The organism is Kocuria arenosa (genome assembly GCF_042879215.1).
Taxonomy (GTDB): Bacteria; Actinomycetota; Actinomycetes; order Actinomycetales; family Micrococcaceae; genus Kocuria; species Kocuria arenosa.
This window is the reverse complement of the sequence record NZ_JBHZTA010000001.1, coordinates 21,786-35,512: the sequence shown is the minus strand read 5'-3', so window position 1 is coordinate 35,512 and position 13,727 is coordinate 21,786. Positions and strand designations below refer to the sequence as shown.

Sequence of the window (13,727 nt, the reverse complement as noted above, 5' to 3'; positions counted from 1 at the left end):
GCGGGTGTTCGCGAAAGCGATCGAGGCGGATAGGTTCGGTGCGGGGTCCTGTCAGGGTCCCTGCCCCGTGTCCGTCCGCTGTGCCAGGAGGCGCCGACAATGTCCCAGCAGCCCTACGAGCCCCGGGGCCACGGCGGCCCGCCGCCGCCCGGCGCTGCCCCCTACGCGAAGGCCCGCCCGCCCCGGCCACCGGCGAGCGCCGACCTGCGACTGCTGCTCCGGCTCACCGTGGCGTCCTTCGGGGTCGCGGTCCTCGGCGGCGCGGTGGGGTACCTGGCGGCGCCCGAGCAGTCTTCCGGCCTGCCCGCGAGCGCGGCGTTCGGGACGATCGTCCTCGTCATCTCGCTCCTGTTCGGCTTCGGGCTCACCGCCGGGCTCTACGCCCTGGTGTACTTCCCGCTGCGCGAGCAGCGGCAGTGGGCGTGGATCCTCGGCATCGTCTTCGCGTCCATGGCGCTCCTGACCACCCTGGCCAACGCCGTGCTGGTGCTCGCGGGCCCCTTCGACGCGTCGCTGGGCCTTGCGACGGGCGCGCTCAAGGCCGTCGTGGACGCGGCCTGGCTCGTGGTGGCCGCCCGCCCCGGCGTGCGGGCCGTGCTGCGCTGACCGCCCGCGCCGGGACGTCGGTGCCGTGACCGCCCCGCCCCTCAGGGCAGGGTGCGGGCCAGCCGGCCCATGATGGCGGCCAGCCGGTCGGCGTCGTCACCCTCGAGCGCGCGGAGGAACAGCTCCTCGACGTCGCGGGCGTGGGCGGGCCGCAGGCGGCGGAAGGCGCGCAGCCCCTCGTCGGTGAGCTCGGCCTCGAGGCCGCGCGCGTCCTCGGCGCAGCGTCGGCGCCGCACCCAGCCGCGCTTCTCGAGCACGCCGACCTGGTAGCTGAGCCGGCTCGGGGAGAAGACCATCCGCTGGGCCAGCTCCCCCATCCGCACCCGGTGGTCCTCCGCGTTGCGCAGCAGCAGGAGCACCTGGTAGTCCATGAGCGAGCAGCCGTGCTCCTTGAGCCGGGCCTCGATCTCGGTGGTCAGCCGGGCGGTGGTCTCGAAGAACAGCTGCCACACGTCCCAGGGACGGGCGGCGGCCTCCGGCCCGGTCGCCGGCCGGTCGGTCACTGGCCGGCCCGGGCGAGCAGGTCCGCGAAGTCGGGGACCACCTCGAACCCGCCGCCCGGCTCGCGGCCGACCGCGCCGGCCGGGACCTCGCCGCCCGCCCGCGCGGCCGGCTCCCCGGCCGTCGCGTGCCGATGCGCGAGCTGGTGCGCCAGCTGCGCCCCGGCCCGCCGGACGCGCGACTCGAGGGAGACGCCGGCCCAGTCCTCGGTGGCCGCGTAGACCCCCAGGGGCAGCACCAGCGCCTTGAGGTGGGTGAACAGCGGGCGCATGGCGGTGTCGAGCATGAGGGAGTGGCGCGCGGTGCCCCCGGTCGCCGCGACCAGGACGGGCAGGTCCTCCAGCGCGGTCTCGTCGACGAGGTCGAAGAAGGACTTGAACAGCCCCGAGCAGGAGGCCTGGTACGTCGGGGTGGCCGCGATGAGGGCGTCCGCCCCGGTGACCGTCTCCAGCGCGCTCCGCAGGGCCGGGCCGGGGAACCCGGTGAGCAGGTGGTCGGCGATGGCGTGGGCCAGCGGGCGCAGCTCCACGCGCTCGATCCGCACCGGCGTCCCGTCCAGGGCGTCGCGGGCGGCCTCGGCGAGCCGGTCGGCCAGCAGGGAGGTGGAGGACGCGTCGGACATCCCCGCCGACACCACGGCCAGGGTGAGCGGGCGCGCCGCGCCGGGGTCCGGCGTCGTCGTGGTGACGTTCCGGGGGCTCATCGGTGGGCCTTCTCCGCGGTCTGCGCGGCACGGGCCCGGCCGGCGGGCGAGTCCTCGGCGCCGCCGGGCACCGGGTCCTGGCCGGCGCGGTGGCGGGCCACCAGCGAGGCGTGGGTCGGGGCCTCCGGCACGTGGGCGGGCTTGAGCGCGGCGAACTCCCGGCGCAGCACCGGCACGACCTCCTCGCCGAGCAGGTCGAGCTGCTCCAGGACGGTCTTCAGCGGCAGGCCGGCGTGGTCCATCAGGAACAGCTGGCGCTGGTAGTCGCCCGCGTAGTCGCGGAACGCCAGCGTCTTCTCGATGACCTGCTGCGGGGAGCCCACGGTCAGCGGCGTCTGCTCCGTGAAGTCCTCCAGCGAGGGCCCGTGGCCGTAGACGGGGGCCCTGTCGAAGTAGGGGCGGAACTCCCGCACGGCGTCCTGGGAGTTCCGGCGCATGAACACCTGACCGCCCAGGCCCACGATCGCCTGGTCGGCGGAGCCGTGGCCGTAGTGCTCGTAGCGGGCCCGGTAGAACTCCACCATCCGCCGGGTGTGCTCGGCTGGCCAGAAGATGTTGTTGTGGAAGAACCCGTCGCCGTAGTAGGCGGCCTGCTCCGGGATCTCGGGGGAGCGGATCGAGCCGTGCCACACGAAGGGGGCCACGCCGTCGAGCGGGCGCGGGGTCGAGGTGAAGCCCTGCAGGGAGCTGCGGAACCGACCCTGCCAGTTCACCACGTCCTCCCGCCACAGCCGGTGGAGCAGGCTGTAGTGCTCGATCGCCAGGGGGATGCCCTGGCGGATGTCCTGGCCGAACCAGGGATAGACCGGGCCGGTGTTGCCGCGGCCCATGGTGAGGTCCACGCGGCCGTCGGTCAGGTGCTGCAGGTAGGCGTAGTCCTCCGCGATGCGCACCGGGTCGGTGGTGGTGATCAGGGTGGTGGCCGTGGACAGCTGGAGCCGCTCGGTCTGCGCCGCGATGCTCGCCAGCAGGACGGGCGGGTTGCCCGGGGCCACGAACGGCGGGTTGTGGTGCTGGCCCGTGGCGAAGACGTCCAGGCCCACCTCCTCCGCCTTCTTCGCGATCGTGACGGTCGCCTTGATCCGCTCGTGCTCGGTGGGGGTGCGCCCCGTGGTGGGGTCCTCGGTGACGTCCCCGATGGTGAAGATGCCGAACTGCATGTGGTCCTCCTGCTCCGCGGCGGTGTCCGGCCGGACGACCCGCACACTTGCTTCAAATTTGAACTACTACCGACAAGCGGCGCCCGGCCTGGATTATTCCCGCCCCGGTCCGCCTAGGGTGGGCGCATGCCCCTCCCCCACTTCCTCCCCGCCGGAGACGGCACCGTCGACCCGGACGCCGTCGTCGCCGGCGAGCAGTACCGGATCAGCGTGCTGAGCGCCGGGCTGCTGCGCCTGGAGCACAGCCCCACCGGCCGCTTCGAGGACCGCCCGTCCGCGTTCGCCGTCGACCGCCAGTTCCCCGTACCGGACTTCCGGGTGCGGCGCACGGCGTCCGGGATCGAGCTCCTGACCGAGCGGATCCACCTCAGCTACGACGAGCGGGCCTTCAGCCCGACGGGGCTGTCCGCGCAGATCCGCGGCGGCGTGACCAGCTACCACAGCGTGTGGCGCTACGGCGCCCCCGTGCCCACCCTGGGCGGGACCGCCCGCACCCTGGACGAGGCCGACGGCCCGATCCCGCTCGAGCCGGGCATCACGTCCCGCGAGGGCTTCGGGGTGATCGACGACTCCGCCTCGGTGCTGCTCACGGACGACGGCTGGTACGCGCCGCGCACCGGCGAGGAGGGCGCCGCGGACCTCTACTTCTTCGGCTGGGGCCACGACCACCAGCAGGCGCTGCGCGACTTCTACGCCCTGTCCGGGCCGCAGCCCGTCCTGCCCCGCTGGGCGCTCGGCAACTGGTGGAGCCGCTACCACGCCTACGACGAGGCCGAGTACCGGGAACTGGTCGACGAGTTCGACCGGCGCCGGCTGCCGTTCTCCGTGCTGGTGGTGGACATGGACTGGCACCTCACGGACGAGCACGTGGAGCGCCGGCACGGCTCGGGCTGGACGGGCTACACCTGGAACCGCGAGCTCTTCCCGGACCCCCGGGGCTTCCTCGCCTGGGCGCACGAGCGCGGCTACCGGGTCACGCTCAACCTGCACCCGGCCGACGGGGTGCGCTCCTTCGAGGACGCCCACCCCGCGATGCTCGAGGCCCTGGGGCGCGAACCGGGCTCGGAGGAGCCCGTGGCCTTCGACGTCACCGACCGGGACTTCGTGGCCGCGTACTTCGAGGTCCTGCACCGCGGGCTGGAGGCCGACGGCGTGGACTTCTGGTGGGTCGACTGGCAGTCCGGGCCGCACTCCCGGCTGCCGGGCGTGGACCCCCTGTGGGTGCTCAACCACTACCACTTCCTGGACTCGGGAGCGGACGGGTCCCGCCCGCTGACGCTCTCCCGCTACGCCGGGCCGGGCAGCCACCGGTACCCGGTGGGTTTCTCCGGCGACACCGTCATCTCCTGGGACTCCCTGGCGTTCCAGCCGTACTTCACGGCGACGGCGGCGAACATCGGCTTCGGCTGGTGGAGCCACGACATCGGCGGGCACATCTTCGGCGCCCGCGACGACGAGCTGGCCACCCGCTGGCTGCAGTTCGGGGTGTTCTCGCCGATCCTGCGCCTGCACTCGGGCGACAACGACTTCATCGCCAAGGAGCCGTGGCGCTACCGCTCCCCCTGTGCGGAGGTCATGGAGCGCGGCCTCCGCCTGCGGCACCGCCTGGTCCCCTATCTGCACACCGCGAACCGGGCCGCCGCCGTGGAGGGCGTCCCCCTGGTCCGGCCGCTGTACCACGAGCACCCGGAGGCGGAGCAGGCCTACCGGTACGGCCACCAGTACCTGTTCGGGGCCGAGCTGATGGTCGCGCCCGTCACCTCCCCCGCGGACCCCGTGGTCACCCGCGCGGCGGTGCCGGTGTGGCTGCCGGAGGGGTCCTGGACGGACCTGTTCACGGGCACCGTCTACGACGGCGGGCGGGAGCTCGTGCTGCACCGCGGCCTCGACGACGTGCCCGTCCTGGCCCGGGCCGGCGCGATCGTGCCCCTCGCCGGGTCCGACGACGACGCCGCCCCGGGCTTCGGCAATCCCGCCGAGCTGGAGGTCCTGGTGGTCGCCGGCGCCTCGCACCGCACCGTCCTGGATGAGGACGACGACAGCGGCGACGGCCGCGACGCGGCCCGCTGGGCACGCACTCCGCTCGCCCTCGACGCCGCCGCCGGGGAGTTCACGCTCGGCCCGGCCCGGGGCAACCTCGGCTGCCTGCCGGCGGCGCGCACCTGGACCCTCACCTTCGTCGGCTTCGAGGAGGTGGCGGAGCCGACCGTGACCGTGGACGGGGAGATCGTCCCGGTCCGTGCGGTCCGGCGCGGGGACGGCGTGCGCGGGCACCGCACCTCGGTCACCGTCGAGGGGGTCGCGTCCGGGGCACGGATCGTGGTGCGGTCGGCGGGACTGGGCACCGTGGCCGCCCAGGATCCCGCGGACCGCGTCTTCGACCTGCTCAACGACGCCCAGATCAGCTACGAGGTCAAGCGGCGGGTGCACGAGGCCGTGCGGCGCGATCCCGTGGGGACGCTCGGACAGGCACCCGCCCTGGGCGTCGAGGGTCCGCTGCTCAGCGCGCTCACGGAGCTGGTGCTGGCGACGCGGACCTGACCCCGCGGCACCCCCGGCCGGACCTCAGCGCGGACATGGCGCCTCCGCTCCCGCCGGCTGCGACGGGCGTCAGGTCTCGAGGGTCCGGCGCGGGGTGACCCCGTAGGCGTCGGGGCAGGCGCGAAGTGGCCCGGGTGGGGAGAACCCCACCGGGCGGCGATCGCGGTCACGGTGTCCCCGGTGGTGGGGTCCCCGGCCACCAGTCGGCGTGGGCCTCGGCCGGGCGGACCCGGCGCAGGTGCTGGCCGGGAGTGCGGCCCAGGGGTGGTGGGCGCGGAAGACCCGCACCAGGGCGGTCGTCATGGCGCTCGCGGCCCGGGCGGCGTCCTCGACGGTGACGGGGAGCTGGGCGTTGTCGTCGAGGAACGCCACGGCGATCCGGTAGCGGCGGGCCTGCGCGGCCGTGGACAGGGAGCGCAGTTCCCTGTCCCCGATCAGCGGGAAGCACTCGAGCATGCCCACCGCCAGGCGGCGGGTGAGATCCGTGCGCACCGCCTGCCACCGCCCCGGATCTCGTGCGGGGTCCCACCCGGCGCCGCGCCGGAGCGCGTGGTCGTGCCGGTTCAAGCGCGCCCGCCGATGGGGCTCCCGGAGCACGTCACAGAGGGGTCATCGATGCCCCGCGCGGCACCCGTTCCGGTTCCTCCGGACCGGAGCCGTACCGCACGGAGCGGGGATCAGCACCCCGCCGCGGGTCCGTCCTCGTCCAGGCCGAGCTCCACGACCAGGATCGGCAGCCTCAGCCGTTGGGCGGTGAAGGACACCACCCGGGCGTGCGGGATGCCCTTCTCCCGGACGAAGCGGCACGCGACCAGCCCGTGGTCACGGTTCTGGCCGATCATCAGCAGCCAGTGCCTGCCGGCGGCGTCCAGCGCGTGCGCCTGGCGATCCAGGTCTCGTCCCGCCGGGTCCGTCTCGGTGCTGCGCCGGGCAAAACGGGCCGCGTAGGCCTTCATGTCCGCCTCGGTGCGCAGCAGTCCGGCGGCGACCCGCCGGACGTCCTGGGTCCTCAGCTCGGGGGCGATCTGCTCCTCACGGATCTCGCCGGCACGGGCCCCGGACTCCTCGTCGTGGACCCGGTGCCCGGTGTGGATGATGCGCTCGATGCGACGCAGGCGCGCGTCGTCCTTGTGCAGCTCCTGGTAGTCGCTGATCAGCGACTCGATCTCGGCGTCCCAGCGGTTCTGCTCGGGCTCCGGAGGATCGTTGCCGTCGCGCTCCGGTCGTGATGGGGACAAACCGGCCTCCTGAGCGCTGGACACTGACGTTCCCACGTCAACAGTGTCGCCCACGGGGCATATTCCGCCATGGACGCTCCCCCGGCGAGCCGCAGCACCCCGTGCCGCGCCCCTGTTCCGGCACGGGGGGACGTCGGTGTGGAGCTGGTTCTGCGGAGCGGTGGCATTTCGGGGTCACCGATCGGGGGTGTGCTTCGGGGGGGGGCACCGTAGGTGGCTCGGTGGGCCGCCCGCCGCTTCTGCCGGACCCATGAGGGGGAAGGGGCTGGGACGGAGCGGCGTCACGACCCGCCCGGACCGGGTCCGCCGTGCTCCGCGCCGGAGAGCGCTTCAGGCCTGCTCCGACCCGGATCCGCCGGAACAGGCCCACCCAGCAGCGCTGCGCCGGGCGATCACCTTCATCGAGGCCCACCTGGCCGATCCCGTCGGCCTGACGGGGATCGCCGCCGCGGCCAGGATGAGCCCGCGGGGCCTGCAGGCAGCCTTCCGCCGCCACCTGGACACCACGCCACTGGGATACCTGCGCACGGCCCGGCTGGACGCCGCCCACGCCGACCTGCTGGCCGCCGATCCCGCGTCCCGGACCACCGTGGCCACGGTGTCCGCCCGGTGGGGATTCACCCCCCGGGTCGCTTCGCCGCCGTCCACCGCACCCAGTACGGTGAAGCACCCACGGACACCCTGCCCCGCTGATCCCTTGCGCCCGATCCTCGGTCCGGAACCTCGGCGGACGCTCTCTCACCGTCCTCGAGCAGCGGCGCCGTCCGGGGACCACCTCGCCGTGACCGCACGGATGCGCTGGGGCGCTGCGGGCGGGTCAGCGTCGGTAGGTCCGGATCACCTGGGAGTCGTCCTTCCGCTCCCAGCCCGCCTCGGCCGCGGCCTGGTACTTCGCCTGGGCTGCGGTGAGCATCGGGGTGTCGAAACCGATCTCGTCGGCGATGTCCTTCACCAGGGTCGAGTCCTTCACGAAGATGCCGATGGTGCTGGTCACCTCGGCATCCAGTCCTTGCAGCATGCGCGGGCCCCGGTCGGAGAGCATCCAGGAGCCCCCGGCGCCGCCGGAGACAGCCGGAAGCACGTCAGCAGGGTCCAGGCCGAGCTCTTCCGCGAAGGCGAGCGCCTCGGCCGCGGCGACGATGTGGACCGAGCACAGCAGCTGGTTGACCGCCTTGTAGGCCTGGCCCTGGCCGACCTCGGGGCCGCAGTCGATGACCGTGCCCAGCGCGCCGAGGACCGGCCGGACGTCGTCGATCGTCGTGGGGTCACCCGAGGCGAACAGACTGAGCTCCCCGGTGAGCGCGCGGGCGACCCCTCCGGTGACGGGGACGTCGAGCACGCGCACACCAGGTGGGGCCGCATCCGCGACCACGCGCACCGCGCGAGGTCCGACAGTGCTCATCACCACCAGGACGCTGCCGGCCGGCATCTGTTGGAGCACGCCGGCCTCGCCCAGGGCGGCCGCCCGCAGCTGCTCCGGTGTGGCCACCATGCACACGACGACGTCGGCCTCGGCCGCGGATCCCGGTGTCTCTTCGGCGCGCAGTCCTCGTGCCGCCGCCTTCGTCCGCTGGTCGGCGAACGGGTCCACACCGGTGACGTCGAACCCGGCTCTCAGGAGCTGCTCGGCCATCGGCAGGCCGATGGCCCCGATGCCGATGAAGGTGATCCGGCGCGGTGGAACGGGTGGCATGAGGTCTCCTGAGGATGTGAGGGGCGGGCAGTGCTCAGATGATCGGGCGGTGCTCAGATGATGAGGTCGAGCAGCAGGCACACGGCGAGACCGATGACGGCGAAGGTCGACTGCGCGAGTGTGTAGATCTTGAACGTTCCCTTGGTCGTGAATCCGAGCATCTGCTTGAAGATCCAGAAGGTGTTGTCGGTGACGTGGGCACCGAACGCGGCGCCGGTCCCGGCGGCCAGCAGGATCAGGATCGGCGGGGCGTCGATGGAGCCCATGATCGGGGCGAGCAGGGTGGCGGCGGTGATCGCGGCCACCGACGCCGATCCCTGGGCGATGCGCAGGACCGCGGCCACGGTCCAGGTGAGCAGCACCGGGATCGCGGCGTTCGCCTGGAACAGGGCTGCCATCATGTCGCCGATGCCGACCTCGGTGATCACCTGCCCCAGGGAGCCGGCCACACCGGTGAACAGGAGGATCGAGCCGGAGGTCTGGGCTCCACGGGTGAGCAGGTCGTCGATGCCGTCGCGGGTGACGGCCGGGATCGCCAGGACGATGCCGATGAGCAGGCCGATGAGCAGGGCCACGACGGGGCTGCCGAGGAAGCCGAGGACGGCGATCTCCTGGCCGATGAGTCCGGTGACGGTGTCCAGGATGATGAGGAGGATCGGCACGATGACCGGCAGCATCGCCACGAGCAGCGGCATCTGACGGGTCGGGGTGGTCACCACCAGGGCGCCGGCCGCACTGCCGGCGACCTCGGAGGTCCCGCGGGTGGTCAGGCCCGTCTCGCGCTGGGTCTCGAGGCGGGCGCGCTCCTCCTCGATCGACTCCCCGAAGATGGAGTCGTCGAAGCTGTGGTCCTGGTCGGTGGCCGGGTTGAAGAACTTCCGCATCATCAGGTCGTGCACGAAGATGCTGGAGACGATGAAGAAGATGCCCAGGGGGATGCCCCAGATCAGCATGGTGCCGATCTCGACCCCGAGAGGGCCGGCGACGGCGATCGCCGCGACGCCGGGGACCACGATCAGCAGGCCGACCTCGAGGCCGATCGCCAGGGAACCGGCCAGGGTCGCGATGCTCTTGCCGGTCCGCTTGGCGATGGCGCCGGCGATCGGGGCCAGGATCACGAGGGCGACGTCGAAGTAGATCGACGGGAAGATGATGCCCGAGGTGAGACCCAGCACGTACGGGGACCGCTTGGGCCCGACGAGTTTCAGCAGGCCGTCGACAACGCGCTGCATCGTGCCGGTCGCCGTCAACGTGGTGCCGATCATCACGCCGAAGCCGATGATCAGACCCACCTCGGCCATCAGGGCGCCGAAACCGGTGTTGACGGCTGTCACGGAGGCTTCGAAGCCGAGCCCGGCAGCGACACCCAGGTACAGCGCGCCGACGACGAGCGCGACGACGGGATTGATCTTGGCCCAGACGATCATCAGGACGATGCCGATGACCGCGATGGCGAGATGGACCAGAACGATCGTGTCCATGTCTTCTCCAATACGGGTAGCGCCGGGTGTGCCGGCAGTCGGAAGGTGGTGGCAGGAGTCGGGCGGGCGGTCGTCCATCTGGGGCGACCGGTCCTCAACGGGCGGTACCGACCCGGTGATCGGACGTCGTTCGCCCGGGTGCCCGCGCTGTGTCCGGACGGTGCGGGGCGGAAGACCGCGGGGCGCCGGCCCGGCCCCGTGGACGGGGATGAGCACCCGTCCGGGGTCCGGCCGGATGCCGTACGACCCGCCCTCACAGTTGACTGTTAACAGTCAACTGCTCGTATCGGGCAGTGTGTCACACGACACATGCGGGGCGCAATGGTGGGCCGGAAAAGTGGGTCACGGCGACGAGGCGGCAGGGATGCAGGACCTGGGGCGGGCTGCCCTTGCGGGCGGGCAGGTGCGGCAGGTCGACGACCAGGGCCCTGTGCTCGGCCGGAACCCAGGGCACCGCACCGGGTCTCGGCCGCACCGACGGGCAGTCCACCAGGGACCCAGGCCGGACGGCGCCGACCCGGCAGCCTGGGTCGCCGCCCTGAACCGGCGGAAGCCCGGGGCCGTGGGCGGTCGTTCAGGCGATCAGGCCATCAGGCCATCAGGCCATCAGGCCATCAGGCCATCAGGAGACGAGGTTGGCGGCGGCCTCGTCCATGTGGTCGAGCATGTAGTCGGCAGCTGCCGCAGCGTCTCCGGCGGCGATGACGTCGACGATGGCGGTGTGCCGATCCACGCGCATGTTGCCCACCGCCCGATCCATGCCGGCCCACATGAACGACATCCGGATCGAGCCTTCCAGTGCCTTCCAGGAGTGCAGCAGCATCGCGTTCCCCGTGAGCCGGCACAGGGTCCTGTGGAAGTTCAGGTCCGCCTCGATGCGCTCCTCCAACGTGTGGTCGACGGCTTCGTCCATGGCCCGCACCGCCTCGCGCAGGGTGGCCACGGCCGCATCGCGGTCCTCCGCCTGGCTCAGTGCCCGAACCGCCAGGGCCTCCAGGGCCGCTCGGACGGCGAAGATGTCCAGGATCTCCTTGGCGTCCAGGCTGCGCACGGACAGCCGGCCGCGGGCGCCGGCGGCAATGAGGCCTTCCTGCTGGAGCTGGCGCATGGCCTCGCGCAGGGTGCCACGGCTGATCTGCAACTGTTCGGACAGTTCCGTCTCCACCAGGTGGGTGCCCGGGGGCAGCTCCCCGGTGGTGATGGCCCGGCGCAGTGCCGTCAGCGCCTGCTGGCGCAGGTTCACCTTGGCCAGTCCGGCGAGGGCCGCTGTCCGAGTAGTCATTGAGGCTGTCCTTCATGAGCTGGGGAGAGGGAATGGCTGCGGCACCGCGCCTCGGGCGCGAGGGCGTGCTCGCCCTCCTCCGAGGATGGCGACAGAAGGCTCGAAGCCCTCCTCACCCACCGAGTCAGCACCAGGGCCACTGGCAGGGACAACACCAGACTGGTCCGGGCGGGTCCGGCTGTGCCTCGATCATACGTGGCGGTTAACCGTTGACGGCGTGCGGCCCCAGGGTGGCAACCGGATGCGGTCCACGAGCTCCCCCTCCGCAACCAGCCCTCGGGGCCCTTGCGGCGGACGACGTGACGTGCTTCACTGTTAACAGTCAACTGTGGAGGTCCGGCCTCGATCTCACCGCGATCCCGGCGGTTGGACAGCCCCGGAGCGGCATGAGCCGACCCGGGCAGGAGGGCCCCGTCAGTGCCGAACGGCGTAGCGGAGGCAGGTCCCTGCCGTCTCCCCACGACCCATCACTCGCCCACACACCCCACGTCACCCGAGGTGAAGCTCATGGCAACAACCACCGAACCGGCCCCGGCCGAGACCGAGCGTCTGCAACGGATCAAGGAGGCGGCCTTCCGCATCCGGACCAACGCGCTGATCCAGGGCGAGGTCCAGGGGCAGGGCTACATCGGTCAGGCTCTGGACATCGCCGACGTGCTGGCGGTGCTCTACGCCGACCAGCTCAACCTTCGTCCCGAGGACCCGGAGTGGGAGGGCCGGGACCGCTGCCTGCTCTCGATCGGCCACTACGCCATCGCTCTCTACGCCGCCCTGGCCGAGGCGAAGTTCCTGCCGCTGGAGGAGCTGGAGACCTACGCGACCGACGACTCCCGGCTGCCGATGTCGGCGATGGCCTCCTACACCCCCGGAGTGGAGATCTCCGGCGGGTCCCTGGGCCACGGCCTGGTCGTCGCCAACGGCGTCGCCCTGGGCCTGAAGCGCAAGAAGAACCCGGCGTTCGTCTACAACATCCTCTCCGACGGGGAGCTCAACGAGGGCTCCACCTGGGAGGCCGCCGCCGTGGCCGCCCACCACGAGCTCGACAACCTGATCGCGATCGTGGACTTCAACGACCAGCAGGCCGACGGCAAGAGCCAGGACATGCTGGGCATGGAACCGATCGAGGGGAAGTTCGAGGCCTTCGGCTGGATCACCCGCCGGGTCGATGGCAACGACATCGCCGCCGTGCTCACCGCCCTGGAAGAGCTGCGCGGCCTCGAGGCCGGCCAGCCGCGGTGCCTGATCGCCAACACCAAGCTCGGCAAGGGCGTGGACTTCCTGGAGAACCGCGAGAAGCTGCACTTCATGACCGTCGCCGCCGACGAGTGGCAGCAGGCCCACGACCGACTGAAGGAGTCGTCCCAGGCATGAACACCTCCCCGAACCCCACTGCTCAGAACAGCCCCGCCCAGAAGAAGCGGCTGACCTCGGACGCGATGAGCGCCTCCCTGGCCCGGGAGGGACAGCGGACCACCGCGGCTCCCCTGGGCCATGCCCTGGTGGAGCTGGCCGAGCACGACGAGCGGATCGTGGGTCTGTCTGCTGACCTGGCCAAGTACACCGACCTGCACATCCTGCGCGACGCGATGCCCGACCGGTTCTACCAGGTCGGCATGGCCGAGCAGGCCCTGCTGGGGGCCGCCGCCGGCCTGGCCATGGAGGGATTCGTGCCCTTCGCCTCCACCTACTCGGTGTTCGCCACCCGCCGGGCCTACGACTTCCTGTGCCTGGACATCGCCGAGGCGAACCTCAACGTGAACATGGTCTGCGCCCTGCCCGGGCTCACCACCGGTTACGGGCCCTCCCACCAGGCCACCGAGGACGTCGCGATCCTGCGCGGGATGCCCAACCTCACCATCGTGGACCCCTGCGACGCGGTGGACATCGAACAGGCCGTCGCCCAGCTGGCCGCCCACGAGGGGCCCACCTACATGCGCATCCTACGCGGGAAGGTCCCGCGGGTGCTCGACGAGTACGACTACACCTTCGAGCTCGGCAAGGCCAAGCTCATCCGCGACGGGGCCGAGGTCCTGCTGATCTCCACCGGCCTCATGACCGAACGCGCACTGGAGGCCGCCCGGGCCCTGGAAGCCGACAAGGTCGACGTCGCCGTGCTGCACGTGCCCACCCTCAAACCCCTCGACGAGGCCACCATCCTGGCCGAGCTGTCCAAGGACCGGCTGGTGCTGACCTGCGAGAACCACACCGTCATCGGAGGACTCTTCGACGCGGTCGCCCACACCGCCGTCCGCGACGGGGTGCTGCGCCAGATCACCCCGATCGGGCTGCCCGACGAGTTCCTCGACGCCGGCGCCCTGCCCACCCTCAACGACCGCTACGGGGTCTCCACGACCAAGATCGCCGAGAAGGTCCGGTCCCTGCTCCACCCCCGCCACACCGAACGCGTGGACTGAACTCGGCAGGTCGAGGCACAGAGCACCAGTGAGGGCCGGACGGAGAAGTTCTCCGTCCGGCCCTCACCGCTGTTCGCCGCCGACCGGTCGTCGGGCCGAGCCCCGGCG

General features: G+C 72.1%; 12 protein-coding genes and 1 pseudogene. 5 read left to right on the top strand and 8 right to left on the bottom strand.

Features of this window, described 5'->3' with window-relative positions; all coding sequences use genetic code 11:
• Positions 1 to 99: 99 nt before the first annotated feature.
• Positions 100 to 606, top strand: a complete 507-nt coding sequence (locus tag ACFYE3_RS00160) for a hypothetical protein (RefSeq protein WP_387605948.1) — start codon at positions 100 to 102, stop codon at positions 604 to 606.
• Positions 607 to 647: 41 nt separating this feature from the next.
• On the opposite strand, the gene ACFYE3_RS00155 is transcribed toward ACFYE3_RS00160, so the two are convergent.
• Genes ACFYE3_RS00155 through ACFYE3_RS00145 form a run of 3 tightly spaced genes read right to left on the bottom strand, consistent with a single transcriptional unit; the run spans position 648 to position 2,970 of the window.
• Positions 648 to 1,109, bottom strand: a complete 462-nt coding sequence (locus tag ACFYE3_RS00155) for a MarR family winged helix-turn-helix transcriptional regulator (protein WP_387605950.1) — start codon at positions 1,107 to 1,109, stop codon at positions 648 to 650.
• Positions 1,106 to 1,810, bottom strand: coding sequence for a CE1759 family FMN reductase (locus ACFYE3_RS00150; protein WP_387605952.1), 705 nt, complete (start codon positions 1,808 to 1,810; stop codon positions 1,106 to 1,108). The genes ACFYE3_RS00155 and ACFYE3_RS00150 overlap by 4 nt, the downstream gene beginning before the upstream one ends.
• Positions 1,807 to 2,970 carry an LLM class flavin-dependent oxidoreductase gene (locus ACFYE3_RS00145; protein ID WP_368830930.1) on the bottom strand — a complete coding sequence of 388 codons (1,164 nt, stop codon included), beginning with the start codon at positions 2,968 to 2,970 and terminating at the stop codon, positions 1,807 to 1,809. Before ACFYE3_RS00145 ends, ACFYE3_RS00150 begins: the two co-directional genes overlap by 4 nt.
• Before the next feature lie 126 nt (positions 2,971 to 3,096).
• Here ACFYE3_RS00145 and ACFYE3_RS00140 point away from each other — a divergent pair, with 126 nt between their 5' ends.
• Entirely contained in the window at positions 3,097 to 5,511 is a 2,415-nt protein-coding gene (locus ACFYE3_RS00140; protein WP_387605955.1) for a glycoside hydrolase family 31 protein, read from the top strand.
• Between the two features lie 69 nt (positions 5,512 to 5,580).
• Here ACFYE3_RS00140 and ACFYE3_RS00135 read toward each other — a convergent pair whose 3' ends face one another.
• Positions 5,581 to 6,078, bottom strand: coding sequence for a hypothetical protein (locus tag ACFYE3_RS00135; protein ID WP_387605958.1), 498 nt, complete (start codon positions 6,076 to 6,078; stop codon positions 5,581 to 5,583).
• A 110-nt stretch (positions 6,079 to 6,188) separates the two neighbouring features.
• The gene (locus ACFYE3_RS00130) at positions 6,189 to 6,749 is read right to left on the bottom strand and encodes a hypothetical protein (protein WP_387605960.1); all 561 of its coding nucleotides are present in this window, start codon (positions 6,747 to 6,749) and stop codon (positions 6,189 to 6,191) included.
• A gap of 250 nt (positions 6,750 to 6,999) precedes the next feature.
• On the opposite strand from ACFYE3_RS00130, the pseudogene ACFYE3_RS00125 reads away from it, so the two are divergent.
• A pseudogene (locus tag ACFYE3_RS00125) lies at positions 7,000 to 7,359 on the top strand (helix-turn-helix domain-containing protein); the annotation flags it as partial.
• Positions 7,360 to 7,566: 207 nt separating this feature from the next.
• On the opposite strand, the gene ACFYE3_RS00120 reads toward ACFYE3_RS00125, so the two are convergent.
• The 3 genes from ACFYE3_RS00120 to ACFYE3_RS00110 form a co-directional block, all read right to left on the bottom strand.
• Positions 7,567 to 8,442 carry an NAD(P)-dependent oxidoreductase gene (locus tag ACFYE3_RS00120; RefSeq protein ID WP_387605963.1) on the bottom strand — a complete coding sequence of 292 codons (876 nt, stop codon included), beginning with the start codon at positions 8,440 to 8,442 and terminating at the stop codon, positions 7,567 to 7,569.
• Positions 8,443 to 8,495: 53 nt separating this feature from the next.
• A complete protein-coding gene (locus tag ACFYE3_RS00115) occupies positions 8,496 to 9,923 on the bottom strand; it encodes a GntP family permease (RefSeq protein ID WP_387605965.1) in 1,428 nt (475 codons plus the stop codon).
• Positions 9,924 to 10,545: 622 nt separating this feature from the next.
• Positions 10,546 to 11,205 carry a GntR family transcriptional regulator gene (locus ACFYE3_RS00110; protein WP_387605967.1) on the bottom strand — a complete coding sequence of 220 codons (660 nt, stop codon included), beginning with the start codon at positions 11,203 to 11,205 and terminating at the stop codon, positions 10,546 to 10,548.
• A gap of 507 nt (positions 11,206 to 11,712) precedes the next feature.
• Here ACFYE3_RS00110 and ACFYE3_RS00105 point away from each other — a divergent pair.
• Both ACFYE3_RS00105 and ACFYE3_RS00100 read left to right on the top strand, forming a co-directional pair.
• Entirely contained in the window at positions 11,713 to 12,576 is an 864-nt protein-coding gene (locus tag ACFYE3_RS00105) for a transketolase (protein ID WP_387605969.1), read from the top strand.
• The gene (locus ACFYE3_RS00100; protein WP_387605970.1) at positions 12,573 to 13,619 is read left to right on the top strand and encodes a transketolase family protein; all 1,047 of its coding nucleotides are present in this window, start codon (positions 12,573 to 12,575) and stop codon (positions 13,617 to 13,619) included. Before ACFYE3_RS00105 ends, ACFYE3_RS00100 begins: the two co-directional genes overlap by 4 nt.
• The last annotated feature ends 108 nt before the right edge of the window (positions 13,620 to 13,727 follow it).